The organism is Variovorax durovernensis (assembly GCF_977011995.1).
This window is the reverse complement of sequence record NZ_CDRNCW010000001.1, coordinates 1,781,240-1,801,612: the sequence shown is the minus strand read 5'-3', so window position 1 is coordinate 1,801,612 and position 20,373 is coordinate 1,781,240. Positions and strand designations below refer to the sequence as shown.

The 20,373-nt window shown below is 67.3% G+C and carries 18 protein-coding genes; 5 read left to right on the top strand and 13 right to left on the bottom strand.

All coding sequences use genetic code 11. The annotated features are described in order from the left end of the window. Nucleotide 1: 1 nt before the first annotated feature. The 13 genes from ACWV14_RS08545 to ppk2 all read right to left on the bottom strand — a co-directional run bounded on the left by ACWV14_RS08545 (nucleotide 2) and on the right by ppk2 (nucleotide 14,920). Nucleotides 2-1,495 (bottom strand): efflux transporter outer membrane subunit, encoded by a 1,494-nt coding sequence (locus ACWV14_RS08545; protein ID WP_454907347.1) that lies wholly within the window; start codon nucleotides 1,493-1,495, stop codon nucleotides 2-4. Nucleotides 1,496-1,680: 185 nt separating this feature from the next. Next, nucleotides 1,681-2,691: an aldo/keto reductase gene (locus ACWV14_RS08540; protein WP_454907348.1), complete on the bottom strand. Its 1,011-nt coding sequence runs from the start codon at nucleotides 2,689-2,691 to the stop codon at nucleotides 1,681-1,683. Nucleotides 2,692-2,790: 99 nt separating this feature from the next. Next, nucleotides 2,791-4,353, bottom strand: a complete 1,563-nt coding sequence (locus ACWV14_RS08535) for an alkaline phosphatase D family protein (protein ID WP_454907349.1) — start codon at nucleotides 4,351-4,353, stop codon at nucleotides 2,791-2,793. Nucleotides 4,354-4,467: 114 nt separating this feature from the next. Further along, nucleotides 4,468-4,752 carry a plastocyanin/azurin family copper-binding protein gene (locus ACWV14_RS08530; RefSeq protein ID WP_454912701.1) on the bottom strand — a complete coding sequence of 95 codons (285 nt, stop codon included), beginning with the start codon at nucleotides 4,750-4,752 and terminating at the stop codon, nucleotides 4,468-4,470. A 144-nt stretch (nucleotides 4,753-4,896) separates the two neighbouring features. Then, entirely contained in the window at nucleotides 4,897-6,150 is a 1,254-nt protein-coding gene (locus ACWV14_RS08525; RefSeq protein ID WP_454907351.1) for an MFS transporter, read from the bottom strand. A 129-nt stretch (nucleotides 6,151-6,279) separates the two neighbouring features. Then, nucleotides 6,280-6,972, bottom strand: coding sequence for an urea ABC transporter ATP-binding subunit UrtE (gene urtE / locus ACWV14_RS08520; RefSeq protein WP_454907352.1), 693 nt, complete (start codon nucleotides 6,970-6,972; stop codon nucleotides 6,280-6,282). 267 nt (nucleotides 6,973-7,239) lie between these two features. Next, complete coding sequence (gene urtD, locus ACWV14_RS08515; RefSeq protein ID WP_422085518.1) at nucleotides 7,240-8,118, bottom strand: urea ABC transporter ATP-binding protein UrtD; 879 nt, start codon at nucleotides 8,116-8,118, stop codon at nucleotides 7,240-7,242. Then, complete coding sequence (gene urtC / locus ACWV14_RS08510; protein WP_454907353.1) at nucleotides 8,115-9,335, bottom strand: urea ABC transporter permease subunit UrtC; 1,221 nt, start codon at nucleotides 9,333-9,335, stop codon at nucleotides 8,115-8,117. Before urtC ends, urtD begins: the two co-directional genes overlap by 4 nt. Continuing rightward, nucleotides 9,332-10,879, bottom strand: a complete 1,548-nt coding sequence (gene urtB, locus ACWV14_RS08505) for an urea ABC transporter permease subunit UrtB (RefSeq protein ID WP_454907354.1) — start codon at nucleotides 10,877-10,879, stop codon at nucleotides 9,332-9,334. The genes urtC and urtB overlap by 4 nt, the downstream gene beginning before the upstream one ends. A gap of 183 nt (nucleotides 10,880-11,062) precedes the next feature. Beyond that, the gene (gene urtA, locus ACWV14_RS08500; RefSeq protein WP_081270211.1) at nucleotides 11,063-12,331 is read right to left on the bottom strand and encodes an urea ABC transporter substrate-binding protein; all 1,269 of its coding nucleotides are present in this window, start codon (nucleotides 12,329-12,331) and stop codon (nucleotides 11,063-11,065) included. A gap of 117 nt (nucleotides 12,332-12,448) precedes the next feature. Continuing rightward, nucleotides 12,449-12,778, bottom strand: a complete 330-nt coding sequence (locus ACWV14_RS08495; RefSeq protein WP_454907355.1) for a nucleotide pyrophosphohydrolase — start codon at nucleotides 12,776-12,778, stop codon at nucleotides 12,449-12,451. A 20-nt stretch (nucleotides 12,779-12,798) separates the two neighbouring features. Then, nucleotides 12,799-13,845, bottom strand: coding sequence for an extracellular catalytic domain type 1 short-chain-length polyhydroxyalkanoate depolymerase (locus ACWV14_RS08490; protein ID WP_454907356.1), 1,047 nt, complete (start codon nucleotides 13,843-13,845; stop codon nucleotides 12,799-12,801). Nucleotides 13,846-13,993: 148 nt separating this feature from the next. Continuing rightward, complete coding sequence (ppk2, locus tag ACWV14_RS08485; RefSeq protein WP_454907357.1) at nucleotides 13,994-14,920, bottom strand: polyphosphate kinase 2; 927 nt, start codon at nucleotides 14,918-14,920, stop codon at nucleotides 13,994-13,996. A gap of 153 nt (nucleotides 14,921-15,073) precedes the next feature. Between ppk2 and ACWV14_RS08480 the strand changes: the two genes are divergently transcribed. The 5 genes from ACWV14_RS08480 to ACWV14_RS08460 all read left to right on the top strand — a co-directional run bounded on the left by ACWV14_RS08480 (nucleotide 15,074) and on the right by ACWV14_RS08460 (nucleotide 20,340). Beyond that, nucleotides 15,074-16,705: an inorganic phosphate transporter gene (locus tag ACWV14_RS08480; protein WP_454907358.1), complete on the top strand. Its 1,632-nt coding sequence runs from the start codon at nucleotides 15,074-15,076 to the stop codon at nucleotides 16,703-16,705. A 10-nt stretch (nucleotides 16,706-16,715) separates the two neighbouring features. Next, on the top strand, nucleotides 16,716-17,759 hold the full coding sequence (locus tag ACWV14_RS08475) for a transporter (RefSeq protein WP_422085512.1): 1,044 nt from the start codon (nucleotides 16,716-16,718) through the stop codon (nucleotides 17,757-17,759). 97 nt (nucleotides 17,760-17,856) lie between these two features. After that, nucleotides 17,857-18,714, top strand: a complete 858-nt coding sequence (locus ACWV14_RS08470; RefSeq protein WP_081266235.1) for a 3',5'-nucleoside bisphosphate phosphatase — start codon at nucleotides 17,857-17,859, stop codon at nucleotides 18,712-18,714. Then, nucleotides 18,711-19,688, top strand: a complete 978-nt coding sequence (locus tag ACWV14_RS08465) for a DMT family transporter (protein ID WP_422085511.1) — start codon at nucleotides 18,711-18,713, stop codon at nucleotides 19,686-19,688. Before ACWV14_RS08470 ends, ACWV14_RS08465 begins: the two co-directional genes overlap by 4 nt. A 16-nt stretch (nucleotides 19,689-19,704) precedes the next feature. Beyond that, nucleotides 19,705-20,340 (top strand): L-threonylcarbamoyladenylate synthase, encoded by a 636-nt coding sequence (locus ACWV14_RS08460; RefSeq protein WP_454907359.1) that lies wholly within the window; start codon nucleotides 19,705-19,707, stop codon nucleotides 20,338-20,340. Nucleotides 20,341-20,373 lie beyond the last annotated feature (33 nt).

The following is a 20,373-nucleotide window of genomic DNA, read 5'->3' as shown; positions in this document are numbered from 1 at the left end:
ATCAATTCCTGGAAATCTTGTCGGCGCTTGCGAAGGCATCGGCGGCACTCCAGCCGCCACCCGTGGCCGCGATCAGCGAGACACTGGCGGCCAGCTGCCGGCCCAGCACTTGCGCGGCGGTGCGCTGGTTGGTGAGCGACAGCGTCTGCGCCGTCACCACGCTCAGGTAGGTGGCCGTGCCGGCGCGGTACTGGGCCAGGGCCAGCCGCTCGGCGAGCTGGGCGGCGCGCACGGCGTCGGCCTGCAGCGTCGATTCGCTGTCGAGCACGCGCAGGGTGGCCAGGTTGTCTTCCACCTGCTGGAAGCCGCCGAGCACGGTCTGCTTGTATTGGGCGACGGAGACGTCGTAGGCGGCCACGGCCTGGTCGGTGTGGGCCTTGCGCAGGCCACCGTCGAACACGGTCTGCGCGAGTGCCGCGCCCAGCGACCACACGCGGCTGGGCGTATTGAACAGCGTGGCAAGGCTGGCCGCGCTGAAGCCGCCGCTGGCGCTGAGCGTGATCTGCGGGTAGTACGCCGCCTTGGCCACGCCGATGTTGGCGTTGGCGGCCTGCACGCGGCGCTCGGCGCCGGCGATGTCGGGCCGGCGTTCGAGCAATTCCGACGGCAGCCCCGTGGGCGAGACCGGCAGTTGCACATGCAGCGCCGAGGCCGAGGAAAGCGACTCGGCCGTCTGCGGCTGGCCCGAAGACTCCAGCGGCGGCAGCGAGAACGAAGCCGGCGCCTGCCCCGTCAGCACGGCGATGGCGTGCTCGAGCTGCGCGCGCTGCGCATCGAGGTCCACCGCCTGCGCCTGCGCGGTCTTGAGCTGGCTTTCGGCCAGTGCCACGTCGGAGCGCAGCACGGTGCCGGCGGCGTACTGGTGCTGCGTGAGTTCGAGCGCCTTGGCATAGGCGGTGGTGGTGCTGGCATACAGGTCGCGCTCGAGGTCGATGACGCGGATCTGCAGGTAGTCCTGCGCGAGCGTGGTCTGGATGCTCAGGCGCGCACCGGCCAGGTCGTCGGCGCTGGCCTGCTCGCTGGCGGTACCGGCCTCCACCGAGCGGCGCACCGAGCCCCACAGGTCGGGTTCCCAGCTCGCGCCCAGGCCCAGCGTGTCGGTGGTGCCCAGCTTGACGACGCCGGTGCTGTTGCTCTGCGCCCGCACGGCCCCGGCATTCAGGCCGACGGTCGGGAAGAAGTTGGCGCGCGCCGCGGCGGTGACGGCCTGCGCCTCGCGGTACTGGGCCTCGGCAACGCGGATGTTCTGGTTGGCCGCGTTGGCCTGCACCATCAGCGCGCCGAGTGTGCTGTCGCCATAGGCGTCCCACCAGGGATGGTTGGCGTCGATGGTCTGCGGCGCGGCGGTCTTCCAGGGGCCGCCGGTTTCCTTGAAGGCGGTCGGCACGTCCATCTGCGGGCGGGCGTAGTCAGGACCGACGGCGCACCCCGCAAGGAGCAGGACGGCCAGCGCGAGGGCCGCGCGCGATAGGGGGGGTGCGTCAGGGAGGACCATGATGGGGCCACTCTAGGCAACCCCTTCAAACCCCTCGCTGTCGACTAACTGACAGTTCTGACAGTTTGCGTTTTGCTCCCTCCCCCGCTGGGGGAGGGTTGGGGTGGGGGCACGGCGGCGTCCCATCGAGCGCTCTGCCTGCCCCCATCCCGGCCTTCCCCCAGCGGGGGAAGGAGAAACACCATTCAGCGCGGCGCGTCGCCCTTGCGATATTCCGCGGTCAACTCGTCGAGCTTCTGCTTCAGCGCCGGATCGAGCTTGTATTCGGCAGCCGCCAGCGTCGCATCGAGCTGGTCGGGCCGGCTCGCGCCGAGCAGCGGCGCGGTGATCAGCGGGTTCGCCATCACCCACGCAACGGCCAGCGTGGCCAGCGGCACGCCGGCTTCGTCCGCCAGCTTGTGCAGTTGCGCCACGGTGTTGAAGCTGCGCTCGTTCCAGTAGCGGTCCTGGTACATGTTGCCCGCGGTGCCGAGCGTGAAGCGGGTGTTGTCCTCGGGCTTGGCGCCGGCCTTGTACTTGCCGGTGAGCAGGCCGCCGGCCAGCGGGTTGTAGGGAATCACGCCCAGCCCTTCCTCGCCCGCCAGCGGCAGCAGCTCGCGTTCGATCTCGCGGAAAAGCAGGCTGTAGCGCGGCTGCACCGACACATAGCGCGTGAGCTTGTGCAGCTCTGCCTTGCCCAGCGCGCGAGCCAGCCGGTAGGCCAGGAAGTTCGACACGCCCACATAGCGCGCGCGGCCCGACTTCACGATGACGTCGAGCGCCTCCAGGCTTTCTTCGAGCGGCGTCTCGCGGTCGTCGCTGTGCAGCTGGTACAGGTCGACGTGGTCGGTCTGCAGCCGCTTGAGCGAAGCGTCGATGGCGTCCAGCAGGTGCTTGCGCGACGCACCCTGGTCCCAGCTGTTGGGGCCGACCTTGCCGACCGCCTTGGTGGCGACAACGAAACGGCGGCGGCCCGTGGGGCCCTGCTTCTGCAGCCAGCGGCCGATGATTTCTTCCGTGCGGCCGGTGGTCTCGACCGTACCGCCGAGCGGATACACGTCAGCCGTGTCCAGGAAGTTGATGCCGCCTTCGGCCGCCTTGTCGAGGATCTGGTGCGACACGGTCTCGTCGGTCTGCAGGCCGAAGGTCATGGTGCCGAGCGCGAGGCGGGACACGGTGAGGCCGGTGCGGCCGAGACGGGTGGTGGGAATGCTCATGGTGTTCGGTTCTCGCTCAGGGGGTGATGAGAAATGAGGATGGAAGGGGCGGCGGCCATCATAGGCACGGCCGCGCAATCCTGCAGGCGGGTGGCGCTTTCAGGTGCTTTCCGCATGCACGCCGGGCGCGCCGCGCTCTACCGAGAAACGGGCCATGGTGCCGACCGGCGAGTCGGCCGTCTTCTCGTCTTCCACCGCGCGGAACTCGACCGCGCAGCCGCGCCCGTCGAGCGTCATGAGCGCGTAGCCGCGCCTGTCGGCCCGGCCGTAGCGCAGGTGCGGGTTCTTCGCGAGCATGTTGGCCACGCTGGCGGCGCTCGGCCCTTCGGAGGTGATGGCGCCGCCGACGAACTCGGTCGCGACCAACGGCCCCTGCTGCACATCGACCTGCCGCAGGTCGGCGGCCCAGAAGGCGTGCACGTCGCCGCTGGCCACCAGCGCATTGCCGCCGCGCGCCTTGTGCGCTGCCAGTCCGTCGAGCAGGCGCGCGCGGGCGGCGGCGTAGCCGTCCCAGCCGTCCATCCAGTAGCCGTGCTCCGGGCCGCGCTTGCGGTCGGCCTCGGCCAGCAGCGTGGGCTGGGCGATGACGGTCCAGCGCGCGGGCGGTGCCGCGAGCTCGCGTGCCAGCCATGCCTCTTGCTGCGCGCCGAAGAGACTGCGCGCGGGCGAAAGGCGATCGGCGCAATCGGCCAGCGGCGAGGCACTGCGGCCGGCCAGGCAGGCGTGGTGCGAGCGGTACTGGCGCCCGTCGGTCAGCAGCACGTCGAGCATGCGGCCGAAGCGGTGGCGGCCATAGATGGTGGCATCGGCGCCGCGCGGGCGCATGCTGGCGGGAACCGGCATGTGCTCGTACCAGGCCTGGTAAGCGGCAGCGCGAATCGCTAGGAACTGCGCGGGATCGGCGGTGCGCGGCGACACGTCGTTCGTGTAGTCGTTGGCCACCTCGTGGTCGTCCCAGGTCACGAGCCAGGGGAAGGCGGCGTGCGCGGCCTGCAGTTGCGGATCGGCCTTGTAGAGCGCGTAGCGGTCGCGGAACTGCGCCAGCTGCGTGGGAATGCCGCCCTCGTGGCGCCGCACCTGGTGCGAAGCGCGGGAGCTTTCGTAGATGTAGTCGCCAAGGTGCACGACGAAGTCGAGCGGCTGCTCGGCCATGTCGCGGTAGGCGGCGTAGTAGCCCTGTTCGTAGTGCTGACAGGAGGCGAAGGCGAAGCGCAGCGGCTGCGAGGCTTCGTCGGTCTCGGTGGGCGTGGTGCGCGTGCGCCCGGCTGGGCTGCGAGCGCCGCCGGCCGTGAAGCGATACCAGTACCAGCGGCCCGGAGAAAGGCCCCGCACCTCGACATGCACCGAGTGCGCGAACTCGGCCGTGGCGGTGGCCGCGCCTTTCGCCACCACGCGCCTGAAGCCTTCGTCGTCGGCGACTTCCCAGCGCACCTCCACCGGGGCATCGCCCATGCCACCGCCTTGCAGGGGCTCGGGGGCCAGCCGCGTCCAGAGCACGAAGCCGTCGGCTGTCGGCGCGCCCGAGGCCACGCCCAGCGTGAACAGCGCCCGCGACGCTGGCTGCGCGTTCAACCTCAGGAAGGGATGGCCCATCGAAGCGGCCGCAAGGCCGCTGAACAGCAGGTGCCGGCGGGAAAGCTTCTGAATTGCCGCGTTCTTCATTTGCACGCGGCGGCGTTCACGTTGAAATCGATCATCCCGGCAATGTCGTCCGGTTCGCTCTGACCTGTCAAACGGCGCGGTCAAACGGCCCGGTGAAGCCGGCCGCGGCCGGCACTACCGCACTGCCACCGTGACCCGTGCAGTCATGTACGGATGCACCGAGCAGACGTAGTCGTACACGCCCGGCTTGTCGAAGGCGCGGGAGAAAGCCTTGCCGGGCAGCAGCAGGTCGACGCCCACCGAACCGTCCTTGAACACCAGGCCGTGCGGCGCGCCGTCGTCGTTCTGCCATGTCGCGCGCTCGCCTGCCTTGACGGTGATCTGTGCAGGCTCGAAGGCGAAGTTGCGGATGGCCACGTGCGTCGAGGCACCGGCGTGCGCGCCTTCCGAAAAGGCCACGTGCTGCACGGCGATCTTGCGCGGCGGGATCGAACAGCATGACCTCGCCCGGCCCCTGCACCACCACCACGCCGCTGGCCATGCCGGCGAAGTGCTGCGCGATGTGCGGCGACACGCCCGTGGGAATGGGCGGGCGCCGATGGCTCAGCAGGCGATGGCCGCCGGCCGCTGACGCGCGTCGGCGCGGGCGCTGGCAATCGCCCAGCCGAACACGCCCATGCCTGCCAGCGCGAGCAGCGCGCCGACCCAGCCGGTGGAAGTCCAGCCCAGCCCGGCCGCAATGGCCACGCCACCGAGCCATGCACCGAGCGCGTTGGCCATGTTGAAGGCCGAGTGGTTGAGCGCTGCTGCCAGCGTCTGCGCGTCGCCGGCCACGTCCATCAGGCGGATCTGCAGCGCCGGGCCGATGGCCACGGTGGTGCCGATGAGGAACACGTTGATCGACGCGGTCACCATGTTGTGGGCCGCGAAGGTGAACATCGCGAGCACCAGCGCCGCGTAGACCAGCAGGCCGCCGATGGTGCGCATGAGCGACTTGTCGGCCAGCCGCGAGCCCACGAGGTTGCCCATGACCATGCCGAGGCCGAACAGCGCCAGCACGAAGGGCACACCGCCCAGCGGCATGCCGGCCACTTCGATCAGCGTGGGCTTGATGTAGCTGAACACCGCGAACATGCCGCCGAAGCCGATGGCGCCGATGCCCAGCGTGAACCACACCTGCTTGCGCTTGAGCGCGCCGAGTTCGCGCCACGGGCTGGCGCCGGCGGCCGGGGCCATGTCCGGGATGTCGCGGCGAAGCAGCGCGATCGCCACCAGCGCGATCACGCCGACGAAGACGAAGGCCGCGCGCCAGCCGAAGATCTGGCCCAGCCAGGCCGCGATGGGCACGCCGACCAGCGTGGCGCCGGTGAGCCCCAGCATGACGAGCCCCACGGCCCGCGCACGCCGCCCCGGTGGCGCGAGCGTGGCGGCCACCAGCGCGGCCACGCCGAAGTAGGTGCCGTGCGGCAGGCCGGCGGCAAAGCGCAACAGGTTCAGCAGCAGGTAGTTGGGAGCGATGGCGCTGGCGAAGTTGCCGGCCGCGAACACGGCCATGAGCGCGATCAGCAGCGCGCGGCGGCGCCAGCCGGCGGCGAGCACCGCGAGCACCGGTGCGCCGATGACCACGCCGAGCGCATAGGCGCTGATGACGTGGCCGGCCTGCGGAATGCTCACGCCGATGTCCTTGGCGACTTCGGGCAGCAGGCCCATGATGACGAATTCGCCGGTGCCGATGGCGAAGCCGCCGACGCCCAGCGCGAGCACCGCGCGCAGGAAGTTGGCGGGCTTGCCGGAAGGCAGGGAAAAGGAGGAAATGTCGGTGTCCGCGCTGTCCGGCGCGGCTGGGGAGGCGTTCAAGGCCAGGCTCCTGGAGGTGCCCGGCAGCAGCGGGCAAAGCCCGATTTTAGGGTTAACCCTGAAATTCCGCCGATACGGAATTGCCGAAGACCTTGTACTCACATGGCCGCGAGGCCCTGGCGGCAAGGCTCAGATGGCCACCAGCTGGCGCACGCCCTGTGCTTCCATGTCTTTGCCGAGACCGCGCGCGATGACCTCGCCGCGCTCCATCACGAGGTAGTCGTCGGCCAGTTCCTGGGCGAAGTCGTAGTACTGCTCGCACAGCACGATGGCCATGTCGCCGCGGTCGGCCAGCATGCGGATGACGCGGCCGATGTCCTTGATGATGCTGGGCTGGATGCCTTCGGTGGGCTCGTCGAGGATGAGCAGCCTGGGCTTGGGAGCCAGGGCGCGCGCGATGGCAAGCTGCTGCTGCTGCCCTCCCGAAAGATCGCCGCCTCTTCTGTTGATCATTTGCTTGAGCACGGGGAACAGGTCGTACAGCTCCGAAGGGATGGGCGTGCTGCCGCTCTTGTAGGCCAGGCCCATGCGCAGGTTTTCTTCTACGGTGAGCCTCGCGAAGATCTCACGGCCCTGGGGGACGAAGCCGATGCCGGCTCTGGCCCTGTCGTAGGGTGTCGCTTTGTGGATGGGCTTGCCTTCGAGTTCGATGCTGCCGCTCTTGATGGGGACCAGGCCCATCAACGATTTAAGTAGCGTGGTCTTGCCTACGCCGTTGCGGCCCAGCAGCACCGTGACTTTGCCTAACCTTGCCTCGAAGCTCACGTCTCTGAGGATGTGGGAGCCGCCGTAGTACTGGTGGATGTTTTTTACTGTCAGCATTTATGGGCTCCTTCTCTGGTTTCGTTTGGGGAGCGCCCGGTACGCGGCACGGCTCTGACCACGGCGACGGGGGCTGTCCCTTTGGGCGGCCGTTGAGGCACCGCCGAGCAGCGCAGCGGCGGGCGGATCAGGGCTCGCAGCTGTTTGAGCGGAGCGAGTTCTGCGAGACCCCGCCCGTCGCGAGCAGCGCAGGGGAGCCCGAAGGGCCGGTGACGTCGGCCGACCAAAGGGACAGCCCCCGTCGCCGAGCCCCGGACAACAACGGCCTCAGCGCCCAAGATAAACCTCGATCACGCGTTCGTCTGCCTGCACTTCATCAAGCGTTCCCTGAGCCAGCACGGAGCCGTCGCACAGCACGGTGACGATCTCGGAGATGGTGCGGATGAAGCTCATGTCGTGCTCCACCACCATCAGCGAATGCTTGCCCTTGAGGGTGAGGAACAGCTCCGCGGTGCGCGCCGTCTCTTCGTCGGTCATGCCGGCGACTGGCTCGTCGAGCAGCAGCAGCTTCGGGTCCTGCATCAGCAGCATGCCGATTTCCAGCCACTGCTTCTGGCCATGGCTCAGGTTGCCGGCCAGGCGCGACACGCTGTCGGCCAGGTGGATGGTCTCCAGCACCTCGGCCAGGCGGTCGCTCTGCGCCGAATCGAGCTTGAACAGCATCGACGCGCGCACGCCCTTGTTCGTCTTGAGCGCGAGCTCGAGGTTCTCGAACACCGTCAGGTGCTCGAACACCGTCGGCTTCTGGAACTTGCGGCCGATGCCTAGCTGCGCGATTTCCGCCTCGCGGTGGCGCAGCAGGTCGATGGTGCTGCCGAAGAACACCGTGCCCGAATCGGGCCGGGTCTTGCCGGTGATGATGTCCATCATCGTGGTCTTGCCCGCGCCGTTGGGGCCGATGATGCAGCGCAGTTCGCCGGGCGCGATGTCGAGCGACAGCTTGTTGATGGCCTTGAAGCCGTCGAAGCTCACGCTCACGTCTTCCAGGTACAGGATGCGGCCGTGCGTGACGTCGACCTCGCCGGGCGTGACATGGCGGCCGAAGTCGGCGGCTCGGCCGCCCGACTCTGTGCTGCCGCTCACGTAGTGAATGCCGCTGGCGCGTGCGGCGCGCTCGGCGCCCGCTTCCATCAGGTCGGGCGTCATGCGCGTGCTCCCTTCGCGTCCGCTGGCAGCGAGGCCAGCGCATCGGGCTCGACGCCCTGCTCCGCCGCAACCGAGCGCCGAGCAGCGTCCTGCACGGGCTCGGGCGGCACCGATTTCTTCTCCCTCGACACCCACTTGCGCACCAACCCCACGATGCCGTTCGGCAGGAACAGCGTGACAGCAATGAACAAGGCACCCAGGAAGTACAACCAGTACTCCGGGTAGGCCACGGTCAGCCAGCTCTTCGCGCCGTTGACGATGAAGGCGCCGATGATGGGGCCGATGAGCGTCGCACGCCCGCCCACCGCCGCCCAGATGGCGATCTCGATGGAGTTGGCCGCGCTCATCTCGCCCGGGTTGATGATGCCGACCTGCGGCACGTACAGCGCGCCGGCCACGCCGCACATGATGGCGGAGATGACCCAGATCGTGAGCTTGTAGGGCAGCGGGTTGTAGCCCGAGAACATCACGCGCGTTTCAGCATCGCGAATGGCCTGCAGCACGCGGCCGAACTTGCTGCCGATGAGCCACTTTGCGAACAGGAAGAAGCCCAGCAGCGTGGCGCCGGTGAGCGCGAACAGCGTCATGCGCATTTCCTGCGTGGCGATCGGAATGTTCAGGATGCGCTTGAAGTCGGTGAATCCGTTGTTGCCGCCGAAGCCGGTCTCGTTGCGGAAGAACAGCAGCATGGCCGCAAACGTCATGGCCTGCGTGATGATCGAGAAGTACACGCCCTTGATGCGCGAGCGGAACGCGAAGAAGCCGAACACGAAGGCGATGAGGCCCGGCACCGCGACGATCAATATCAGCGTGGCGATGAAGCTGTCGCTGAAGGTCCAGTGCCAGGGCAGCGTCTTCCAGTCGAGGAACACCATGAAGTCGGGCAGGTCGCTCTTGTAGTTGCCGTCGCGGCCGATCTGGCGCATGAGGTACATGCCCATCATGTAGCCGCCGAGCGCGAAGAACAGGCCGTGGCCCAGCGAGAGGATGCCGGTGTAGCCCCAGATCAGGTCCATGGCCAGCGCGCAGATGGCGTAGCACATGATCTTGCCGACCAGCGCCACCGCGTAGTCGCTCATGTGCAGCGGGCTGTCGACCGGCACCCACATGTTGAGAACGGGCGCCACCGCGCACACCACGACGAGTGCGACGAAGAAGGCCGTCCAGCCCTTGCCGCTCAGCAGCGGCCCCTTGGTTGGAAGTACGACCTTGCTCATGCCTCAGCGCTCCGGCCTTTCATTGCGAAGATGCCCTGCGGCCGCTTCTGGATGAAGATGATGATGAAAACGAGCACCGCGATCTTGGCAAGCACCGCGCCCGCCCAGCCTTCGATGAACTTGTTGAGAATGCCCAGCCCCAGCGCCGCATACACGGTGCCCGCGAGCTGGCCGACGCCGCCCATCACGACCACCATGAAGCTGTCGACGATGTAGCTCTGGCCCAGGTCGGGGCCGACGTTGCCGATCTGGCTCAGCGCACAGCCGGCAAGGCCCGCGATGCCGGAGCCGAGCGCGAAGGCGTAGGTGTCGATGCGCGCGGTGTTCACGCCCATGCACGAGGCGATCGGCCGGTTCTGCGTGACGCCGCGCACGAAGAGGCCCAGTCGCGTCTTGCCGATGAGCCAGCCCATCGCCAGCAACACCAGGGCAGCGAAGATGATGATGCAGATGCGGTTCCACGGCAGCGTGACGTTGCTCAGCATGGTGAAGCCGCCGCTCATCCAGCCGGGGTTCTCGACGCCGACGTTCTGCGCGCCGAACAGCGAGCGCACCAGTTGCTGCAGCATCAGGCTGATGCCCCAGGTGGCGAGCAGCGTCTCGAGCGGGCGGCCGTAGAGGAAACGGATCACGCCGCGCTCCAGCACCGCGCCCACCAACGCCGACGCGAGGAAGGACACGGGAATCGCGGCGACCAGGTACCAGCCGAAGGCTGCCTCCGGCATGTACTTCTGGAAGATGCCCTGCATCACGTAGGTGGCGTAGGCACCGATCATCATGAGCTCGCCGTGCGCCATGTTGATCACGCCCATCAGCCCGTAGGTGATGGCCAGGCCCAGCGCGGCGAGCAGCAGCACAGAGCCCAGGCTGATGCCGCTGAACACGGCGTTGATGCGGTCGCCCCAGACCAGCGAGCCGTCGATGCTGGCGATGGACGCGACGATGGCGGCCTTGACGTCGGCCTCGGTCTCGTCGGCCAAGCGCTGGTTGAGCAGCAGCTTGGTGTCGGGGTTGCGGTTGTTGCCCAGTTCCTTGGCGGCGACGAGGCGCTTGGCCTTGTCGGCGCTGCTGAGCATGCTGGCGGCGCGCACCAGTTCGAGCTGCGCCTTGATCTTGGGGTTGGTCTCGGCGGCCAGCGCCTTTTCGACCATGGGCACGCGCGATTCGTCGGGCTCCTTGAAGAGCGCCTGCGCGGCTTCGGCGCGCACCGCGTCGTCCTTGCTCGTGAGCTTGAGCGCGGCCTGCGCGGCATCGAGCGCGCCGCGCATGAGGTTGTTGTTGACGACATCTTCCGCGGTGTCGGGCACCTTCAGCTCGGCGCCGGTGACGGGGTCGTAGCCCTTGTCGTCCTTCATCACGAAGACCTTGTCCTCGGTGTACTTGACCGCGTCGTCGGACATGGCCTGGATGAAGGCGGCGGTCTTGTCGTCGGCCGTGAGCACGGCCTTGTTGAGCGCGGCGATGCGGGCTTCGGATTCGCCGGACGCGATGGCCCGGGCTTCGTCGGCGGTCAGCGCGTAGGCGGCCGATGCCATGAGGAGCATGGCGGCGAGTGCGCAGTGAAGGGTTCGTCGAAGCATGTTGAGAATGGAAGTTGGGTTGGCTCCCTCCCCTTCCGGGGGAGGGTTGGGGTGGGGGCACGCGGCGCACGCTCAGGCGCTGTGACCGGATCGACCGCCGTCAGCCCCCACCCCTGCCCTCCCCCAGCGGGGGAGGGAGAAACACACTTACATCGACTTGCCAGCCGGGTAATCCGGCTTCTTGTCGTTGCCTTCGATGTACGGGCTCCACGGCTTGGCCTTCACCGGACCCGGCGTCTTCCACACCACGTTGAACTGGCCATCGGCCTTGATCTCGCCGATGAACACGCTCTTGTGCAGGTGATGGTTCTTCTCGTCCATCTTCGACACGATGCCCGAGGGCGCGGTGAAGGTCTGGCCGGCCATGGCCGCGATCACCTTGTCGGTGTCGGTCGACTTGGCCTTCTCCACGGCCTGCTTCCACATGTGGATGCCGATCCAGGTAGCTTCCATCGGGTCGTTGGTGAGCGGCTTGTCCATGTGGCCAGGGATCTTCTTGGCCTTGGCGTATTCGCTCCACTCCTTGATGAATGCCGTGTTGGTCGGGTTCTTCAGGCTCATGAAGTAGTTCCAGGCGGCCAGGTGGCCGACCAGCGGCTTGGTGTCCACGCCGCGCAGTTCTTCCTCACCCACCGAGAAGGCGACCACGGGCACGTCCTTGGCCTTCAGGCCGGCGTTGCCCAGTTCCTTGTAGAAGGGCACGTTGGAGTCGCCGTTGATGGTCGACACCACGGCCGTCTTGCCGCCGGCCGAGAACTTCTTGATGTCGGCAACGATGGTCTGGTAATCACTGTGGCCGAAGGGGGTGTACTTCTCGTCGATGTCCGTTTCCTTCACGCCCTTGCTCTTGAGGTAGGCGCGCAGGATCTTGTTGGTGGTGCGGGGGTACACGTAGTCGGTGCCCAGGAGCACCCAGCGCTTGGCGCCGCCGCCTTCCTTGCTCATCAGGTAATCGACGGCCGGAATGGCTTGCTGGTTGGGCGCGGCGCCCGTGTAGAACACGTTCTTCGAGAGTTCTTCACCCTCGTACTGCACCGGGTAGAACAGCAGGCCGTTCATTTCCTCGACCACCGGCAGCACCGACTTGCGCGACACCGAAGTCCAGCAGCCGAAGATCACCGAAACCTTGTCCTGGCCGAGCAACTGCTTGGTCTTCTCGGCGAACAGGGGCCAGTTGGAGGCCGGGTCGACCACCACGGGCTCGAGCTGCTTGCCCAGCACGCCGCCCTTCTTGTTGATGTCGTCGATAGCCATCAGCACCGTGTCTTTCAGCACGGTTTCCGAAATGGCCATCGTGCCCGACAGCGAGTGCAGCACGCCGACCTTGATGGTGTCGGCGGCAAATGCGGGCGCAGCAGAAATGCTGGCCAGCGCGACGGCGGCGGTAAGCGCCTTGAGTGTGAAACGACGTTGCATGTGGACTCCTGCTCCGGGGTTGGTTGAACCTTGTCGACAGCGCTTGGCTGGCGTGGAGAGGAGTCTGCGGAATGCACCACGAAGGTGAAATACGCCGGGTGGCGTACACGGAGGTATTCAGGCAATTGGCGGCAGCGGCGGCGGGTATTTCCGGGCGTTGACCAGCATCTTGCTGCGCGCCGCCTCGACCACGTCGATGCCGAGCTTGTCCGCAAGCTGCAGCAGGTAGAGAAAGACGTCGGCGATCTCGGTGCCGATCTCGGCGCGCTTCTCGGGCGGGAGGTTGCGGCTCTGGGCTTCGGTGAGCCACTGGAAGTGCTCGAGCAGTTCGGCAGCCTCCACGGAAAGGGCCGAGGCGAGGTTCTTGGGGGAGTGGAATTCTTCCCAGTTGCGCTCGCTCGCGAATTCGCGCAGCGCCTGGGTCAGTTGTTGCAGATCGGCGGCCATGTCGCTCCAGTGTCGCCGGATCAGGCCTTCTTTGCCGCGGCCTTGAACTGCGCGCTGGCGAAGGCCCAGGTCATTCGCGTGGCGTCGGGCCCGTTCGGGTCGCTGAACAGCAGCTTCGATGCGCCGCCGCTCCATGAATGGCCCAGGCCGGCAATCTCGCACAGCGTGACGAGCGTGCGGCCCTTGCGCTTGAAGTCGGTCACCCGCATGGGCCGGCGCTTGCCGCGCTGCATGTCGCGCGGCTGGCCCGGCTGCGCGCCCATGGCAGTAGCCCAAACCGCCGCGCTGCTGACGGCATTGCTGGGCGCGACCACCGCGTCGGCGTCGCCGTGCAGCACCAGCATCGGCGGCAGCGTGGTGAAGACGGCCGCGGCGCCCATCGCCTTGCCGACGGCCGTCACCGGCATGGGCGGCACGTTCTGCCCGCGCATCGCGCCGAGCGCGGTGGCAGACGACTTGGCGGCGCCGGGCGCAACGCCCGAATGCATGACGACGGCGCGGAAACGATTCGGGTAGCGCGTGGCGACCAGCGCCGCCATGCTGGCACCGGCCGACAAGCCGGCCAGCGCCACGCGGTCGCGGTCCACCGGGTAGAGCATGCAGGCCTGGTCGACAGCGGCCATCAGCGTGGCGGCCTCAGCGTCGGCCTTGCCGGAGCGGCGCTCATACCAGTTCCAGCAGCCTTGCGGATGGGCCAACCGGTCCTGCTCTGGGTAAAGAACGAAGAAGCGCTGGCGCACCGCAAGCGCGTTCATGCGCGTGCTGGCCGCGAAGTCACGCCCAGTCTGGCCACAACCATGCAGCATGACCATGAGCGGCAGCTTCTCGCCGGGCGCAAGCTGCAGCCCGGCCGGCCGGAAAAGGTGATAGCCCCGGGCCCCGCCCGCCCCTATCGCCACGCCACTGAGCCAATCACCACGCCCCGGCGGCGGCTTCAGCCGCTTCGCGGTCGCGCGCTGCACCTGCCCCGCCACGCGCTTGCTGCTGCTCAGCGTGAGCCGGGTCAGCGCCTTGAGGTTGCGCTCATAAGCGCGGGCAAAAACGGAAGCGGTAGAACGACGGGCCATGGTGCAGTGTGAAGGCAAAGCGCTCACCAACCAAGAACCGCTCCACGGCCCAGTCCAGAAACACCGCGGATCCGGCTCCGCCGGTCCGCAGGTGTTGCCCCCTGCAAGGGGGAAGGAGAAGCGACACGAAGTGCGCGAAGCCTGGGGGTCAGTAAATTTCCGGCACGATCATGCTGGCCGGCACCGGCTGGCGCAGATAGTCCGCATGGCGCACGCGCTCGGGCAGTTCGACCGGGGGATGCGGCACTTCCTTGTACGGCATCTGGTCCAGCAGGTGGCTGATGCAGTTCAGGCGCGCCTTCTTCTTGTCGACCGCCTGCACCACCCACCACGGCGCTTCCGGAATATGGGTGCGCTCCAGCATGATTTCCTTCGCCTTGGTGTATTCCTCCCAGCGGCGGCGGCTCTCCAGGTCCATGGGGCTCAGCTTCCATTGCTTGAGCGGGTCATGGATGCGGCCGAGGAAGCGCATGTGCTGCTCGTCGTCGGTGATGGAGAACCAGTACTTGATGAGCTTGATGCCCGAACGCACGAGCATCTTCTCGAACTCGGGCACGGTGCGGAAAAATTCTTCGTACTCGTCGTCGGTGCAGAAGCCCATCACGCGCTCGACGCCGGCGCGGTTGTACCAGCTGCGGTCGAACAGCACCATTTCGCCGGCTGCAGGCAGGTGCGCGGCATAGCGCTGGAAGTACCACTGGGTGCGTTCGCGGTCGTTCGGCGCCGGCAGCGCGGCCACGCGGGCCACGCGCGGGTTCAGCCGCTGGGTGATGCGCTTGATGACGCCACCCTTGCCGGCCGCGTCGCGGCCCTCGAACAGGATGACTACTTTCTGCTTGCCGTGCTGCACCCAGTCCTGCAGCTTGACCAGTTCGCCCTGCAGGCGGAACAGTTCCTTGAAGTAGGCCTGCCGGGCTGCCTTGTCGGTGGCGGCACTGGTGCTGGACGAGGGGTCGAGACCCTCGATGTTGCGGTCTTCGATCTCCAGTTCCAGCTCTTCGTCGTAGCTGTCGATCAGGTCGCGGGCGATGCGTTGCATCAGTTCTTCATGGTCGGGAAGTGCGCTCGTCAGCATGGTGGGGCAGCAGGAGAAAAGGATTGAAATAAGGCGAAAAGGCATGCTGCTCGCCCTGTATGACGACTACATGACGGTCTTGACGCCGTTGACATGTAGTTGTCACACGCGGCGAACACCATCTGGAGCCATTCCAACACCCCAGAATCGTCCATGAACACGCTTGCAGCCCCGCATGCCGAGTTGCCGTCCGCGCCTGCTGCGCACCGGCCGAAACTCGACGCCAAGCCCGGTCCGCTCACGCTGATCACCTTCGTGGGCCTGCTGGCCGCCGGCCTGCTGTTCACGGCCTGGAGCCTGGTGGGCGACGTCACCGCCTCCGGCGTGCCGGTCACGACCTGGGTTCCCTACATCCTCCTGGGCGTGGCGTTGCTGATTGCGCTGGGCTTCGAGTTCGTCAACGGCTTCCACGACACGGCCAACGCCGTGGCGACCGTCATCTACACACACTCGCTGCCGCCCAACTTCGCGGTGGTGTGGTCGGGCTTCTTCAACTTCCTGGGCGTGCTGGTTTCCAGCGGCGCGGTGGCCTTCGGCATCATCGCGCTGCTGCCTGTGGAGCTGATCCTGCAGGTGGGCTCGAGCGCCGGCTTTGCCATGGTGTTCGCGCTGCTGATTGCCGCGATCATCTGGAACCTGGGCACGTGGTGGCTCGGGCTGCCGGCATCGTCGTCGCACACGCTGATCGGCTCGATCATCGGCGTGGGCGTGGCCAATGCGCTCATGCACGGCCGCGACGGCACCAGCGGCGTCGACTGGGGACAGGCCACCAAGGTGGGCTATTCGCTGCTGCTGTCGCCGATGGTCGGCTTCGGCTGCGCCGCATTGCTGCTGCTGGCGCTGCGGGCCTTCGTGAAGAACCGCGCACTGTATGAGGAGCCCAAGGGCAGCGAGCCGCCGCCGTGGTGGATCCGCGGCCTGCTCATCCTTACCTGCACCGGCGTATCTTTTGCGCACGGCTCGAACGACGGGCAGAAAGGCATGGGCCTCATCATGCTGATCCTGGTGGGCACGGTGCCGATGGCCTACGCGCTGAACCGCGCGATGCCCGCCAACGAGACCATCAAGTTCGTGGCGGTGACCGAGATGGCGCAGACCGCGCTGAACCGCAGCGTGCCGACCTCCCTGCCCGCGCTGCAACCCGAAGCAGCGCGCGAGACGCTCTCCACCTACGTGCGCACGCGGGAGTTCAATGCCTCGGTCGTGCCCGCCCTGGCCGCCGCTGCCGGCAGCATCGGCCAGCAGGTCAAGGCACACGGTTCGCTGGCCGGCGTGCCTGCCGATTCCGTGGCCAACGTGCGCAACGACATGTACCTGGCCTCCGAAGCCATCCGCCATCTGGAGAAAAGCGGCGCCGCCAAGTTCGACGACGAGACCAAGCTGCGCGTCGGCACCTTCCGCGAAGAACTGGACACCGCCACGCGCTTCATCCCGTTGTGGGTCAAGGTCGCTGTGGCCATTGCGCTGGGCCTGGGCACGATGATCGGCTGGAAGCGCATCGTCGTGACCGTGGGCGAGAAGATCGGCAAGACGCACCTGAGCTACGCGCAAGGCGCCTCGGCCGAAGTGGTGGCCATGATCACCATCGGCGCGGCCGACATGTACGGCCTGCCAGTGTCGACCACGCACGTGCTGTCCTCCGGCGTGGCCGGCACCATGACGGCCAGCGGCTCGGGCCTGCAGATGTCGACGCTGCGCAACCTCGCACTGGCCTGGGTGCTCACGCTGCCGGTGGCGATGCTGCTGTCGGGTTCGCTCTACTGGCTTTTCACTCGTATCTTCTGAATCACGCATCTTGTCGGCATTTCATGATCTCGCCGCCCAGTCCTACGGCGGCGACGAAGCCGGACTGATCTCCGGCTACCTGTTCGACGCGTCGGCGCCCGAGCCCGCGCGGGCCATCGACTCCGTCCAGGCCGCGGCATGGCTGGCGGAGCAGCGCGAAAGCGAGTGCGCCGAAGAAAACCCGCCGTACGTCTGGCTGCACTTCAACCTGAGCCATGCGCACGCCGAGCGCTGGCTGGTGCGGCACGCGAACCTCTCCGACACCTTCTACGAGACGCTGCACGAAGGGCTGCCCTCCACGCGCATCGAACGCGCCGACGACTCGCTGATCGCGGTCATCAACGACGTGCACTTCGAGTTCAGCTTCGAGCCCTCGGACATCTCCACGCTGTGGATCAGCGTGGGCCCGCGCCTCGTGGTCACGGCACGTACCAAGCCGCTGCGCTCGGTCGATGCGCTGCGCACGGCCGTGAAGGCAGGCGACGCGCCGCGCTCCAGCACCGAACTGCTCGAACACCTGCTGCGCGCGCAGGCCGACGTGCTGGTGAAGATCGTGCGCGGCGTCACCTCGCGCATCGACCGCATCGAAGACGAGCTGCTGGCCGGCCGCCTCGACCACAAGCGCGCGCGGCTCGGCGTGCTGCGCCGGCTGCTGGTGCGGCTGCAGCGGCTGCTGGCGCCCGAGCCGGCCGCGCTCTTCCGCCTGCTGCAGGGGCCACCCGCCTGGATGGCCGAACCCGACGTGCAGGAACTGCGCGGCTCGACGGAAGAGTTTTCGGTAGTGTTGCGCGACATGCAGGCGCTGCAGGAGCGCATCAAGCTGCTGCAGGAAGAAATAGCCGCCAACGTCAACGAGGACAACAACCGCAGCCTGTTCGTGCTCACGGTGGTCACTGTGCTGGCGCTGCCGATCAACATCCTGGCCGGCCTGTTCGGCATGAACGTGGGCGGCATTCCGCTCGCGGATCACAAACACGGCTTCTGGATCGTTGTCGCCATCGTGGCAAGCTTCACCGCGGTGGCGGCCTGGGCGGCTTTTCGCAAGAAGCGCTGAGCCGCATGCAGCGGGCCAGTAATGCTATTTATTTAGTAGCGTCGTGCATAGCATCCATGCGCCCGCACCGATGTTCCATAGCCCCTAGAATGGTGGGGTGTCCTCCATCCTCAATGCCGATCTTCACTGCCACTCCGTGGTCTCCGACGGCACTCTGACGCCCGAAGAACTGGCCGCGCGCGCGGCCGCGAACGGGGTCGAGCTCTGGGCCCTCACCGACCACGACGAAATCGGCGGCCAGCACCGCGCCGCCGCGGCAGCCCGCGCCAATGGCATGCGCTACCTCACCGGCACCGAGATTTCCGTGACCTTCGCGGGCGAGACCGTGCACATCGTCGGCCTGGGTTTCGACCCGGACGACGCGGCCATCACGCAGGGCCTCTACGACACGCGCGGCGGCCGCGGCAAGCGCGCGCAGGAAATGTCCGAGGGGCTGGCCAAGGTCGGCATCCATGGCGCCTACGAAGGCGCGCTCAGGTTCGTGGGCAACCCCGAACTCATCTCGCGCACGCACTTCGCGCGCTTCCTGGTCGAGCAGGGCCATTGCCGCGACACGCCCGAGGTGTTCCGCAAGTTCCTCACCGAGGGCAAGCCCGGCTACGTGCCGCATCGCTGGGCCTCGCTGAAGGACGCGGTGCACTGGATCACCGCCGCCAAGGGCATCGCCGTCATCGCGCACCCTGGCCGCTACAAGTTCTCGGCCAACGAGGAATACGCGCTGTTCCTCGAATTCAAGGCGCACGGCGGCCAGGCGATCGAGGTCGTCACCGGCAGCCACACGCCGGCCGAATATGTCGAGTACGCCGACAAGGCGCTCGAGTTCGATTTCGCCGCCTCGCGCGGCAGCGATTTCCACAGTCCCGACGAGAGCCATTGCGATCTCGGCAAGCTGCCGCCGTTGCCCGGCGCGCTCACTCCTGTGTGGGAACTGCTCGGCCACCGCATCCAGCAGTGAGCCAGAGCCCCGGGCCCGGCATCGACAACGCGGCAACCGTTGCGCTGGCCAGTGCACGCTCGGCGGCACAAAGGGCCCGCAGCGTCGAGTCGGAACGCATCCTCGCGGGCATCGGCCTCGTGCTGCTGGCGGTGGCCTGCTTCGCCACGCTCGACACCGCCACCAAGTTCTCCACCCTCGGCGTGCCGATTCTCATGGGCGTGTGGTTCCGCTATGCATTCCAGGCCGTGGCGACCACCATCGTGCTGCTGCCGCTGCACGGCACCGCGCTGCTGCGCACGCGGCATCCGCGCTACCAGGCGCTGCGCGGTGCGTTGCTGCTGTCGTCGAGCGTGTTCGCTTTCCTGAGCCTGCGCTACATGCCGCTGGCGGAGTTCACGTCGATCGTGCTGATCGCGCCGCTGGTCATCACGCTGCTGGCCGCCACTACGCTCAAGGAGCAGGTGTCACCCTTGCGCTGGACGCTGGTGGCGGGCGGCTTCGCCGGCACGCTGGTGATCCTGCGGCCGGGCGGCGGCACGTTCAGCTGGGCCATTCTTTTGCCGCTGGGGCTGGTGCTGACCAACGCCTGGTTCCAGGTGCTCACCAGCAAGCTCGCGCAGACCGAGAACCCGCTGACCATGCACTTCTACACCGGCTGGGTCGGCACGCTGATCGCCTCGCTGGTGGTGCCCTTCGCATGGACCGCGCTGCCTTCGTGGGAATGGTGGGCGCTGCTGTGCCTCATGGGGTTCATGGGTACGGTGGGCCACTTCATGCTGATCCTGGCCTACCAGCGCGCGCCGGCCTCCACGCTCACGCCCTATCTTTATGCGCAGATCGCCTTTGCGATGCTGGGCGGCTGGCTTGTCTTTTCCCATGTGCCCGACCGCTTCTCGCTAATCGGCATGGCAATGATCGCCGTGTGCGGCGCGGCCGGCGCATGGCTCACCGTGCGCGAGCGGCGCGTGCCGATCGAACCCGCGGAATCCTGATCCGGAGATATTTCCAATGGCCCAGTACTTCGAAGTCCACCCCGAGAACCCGCAGCAGCGCCTGCTCAAGCAGGCCGTCGCGCTGCTCGAGCGCGGCGAGATCGTGGCCGTGCCCACCGACTCCAGCTACGCCCTGGCCTGCCACCTCGACGACAAGGACGCAGTCGACCAGCTTCGCCGCATCCGGCAGGTCGACGACAAGCACCACCTCACGCTGCTGTGCCGCGACCTGAGCGAACTGGCCAACTACGCACGCGTCGACAACAAGCAATATCGCCTGCTGAAGGCCGCCACGCCCGGCCCCTATACCTTCCTGCTCGAAGCCACCAAGGAAGTGCCGCGCCGCGTGAGCCATCCGCAGCGCAAGACCATCGGCCTGCGCGTGCCCGACCACAAGGTGCTGCTGGAGCTGCTGTCGCTGCACGGCGCGCCGCTGCTGGCCACCACGCTGATCGCGCCCGGCGAGACCGAGGCACTGAACGACGCACAGACCATCCGCGAGCGCTTCGAGAAGCAGATCGGCGCCGTCATCGATGCCGGGGCCTGCCCCTCGCAGCCCACCACGGTGGTCGACCTCACGCCCATGGGCACTGGCGACGACCCTGTCGTGGTGCGCCAGGGGCGCGGGGCATTGGCCGTGCTGGGCCTCTGAAATCGGACTGAATCGCATGCCATGTCTGACACA

Excerpts from the sequence above, each read along its gene's own strand:
- ACWV14_RS08495 (WP_454907355.1), bottom strand. The coding sequence starts at position 12,778 with ATGGCCGCCGATCTGCAACAACTGACCCAGGCGCTGCGCGAATTCGCG.
- urtE (WP_454907352.1), bottom strand. The coding sequence starts at position 6,972 with ATGCTGACAGTAAAAAACATCCACCAGTACTACGGCGGCTCCCACATC.
- urtB (WP_454907354.1), bottom strand. The coding sequence starts at position 10,879 with ATGCTCCTCATGGCATCGGCCGCCTACGCGCTGACCGCCGACGAAGCC.
- urtA (WP_081270211.1), bottom strand. The coding sequence starts at position 12,331 with ATGCAACGTCGTTTCACACTCAAGGCGCTTACCGCCGCCGTCGCGCTG.
- ACWV14_RS08540 (WP_454907348.1), bottom strand. The coding sequence starts at position 2,691 with ATGAGCATTCCCACCACCCGTCTCGGCCGCACCGGCCTCACCGTGTCC.
- ACWV14_RS08535 (WP_454907349.1), bottom strand. The coding sequence starts at position 4,353 with ATGAAGAACGCGGCAATTCAGAAGCTTTCCCGCCGGCACCTGCTGTTC.
- ACWV14_RS08480 (WP_454907358.1), top strand. The coding sequence starts at position 15,074 with ATGAACACGCTTGCAGCCCCGCATGCCGAGTTGCCGTCCGCGCCTGCT.
- ACWV14_RS08545 (WP_454907347.1), bottom strand. The coding sequence starts at position 1,495 with ATGGTCCTCCCTGACGCACCCCCCCTATCGCGCGCGGCCCTCGCGCTG.
- ppk2 (WP_454907357.1), bottom strand. The coding sequence starts at position 14,920 with ATGCTGACGAGCGCACTTCCCGACCATGAAGAACTGATGCAACGCATC.
- ACWV14_RS08490 (WP_454907356.1), bottom strand. The coding sequence starts at position 13,845 with ATGGCCCGTCGTTCTACCGCTTCCGTTTTTGCCCGCGCTTATGAGCGC.
- urtD (WP_422085518.1), bottom strand. The coding sequence starts at position 8,118 with ATGACGCCCGACCTGATGGAAGCGGGCGCCGAGCGCGCCGCACGCGCC.
- urtC (WP_454907353.1), bottom strand. The coding sequence starts at position 9,335 with ATGAGCAAGGTCGTACTTCCAACCAAGGGGCCGCTGCTGAGCGGCAAG.
- ACWV14_RS08460 (WP_454907359.1), top strand. The coding sequence starts at position 19,705 with ATGGCCCAGTACTTCGAAGTCCACCCCGAGAACCCGCAGCAGCGCCTG.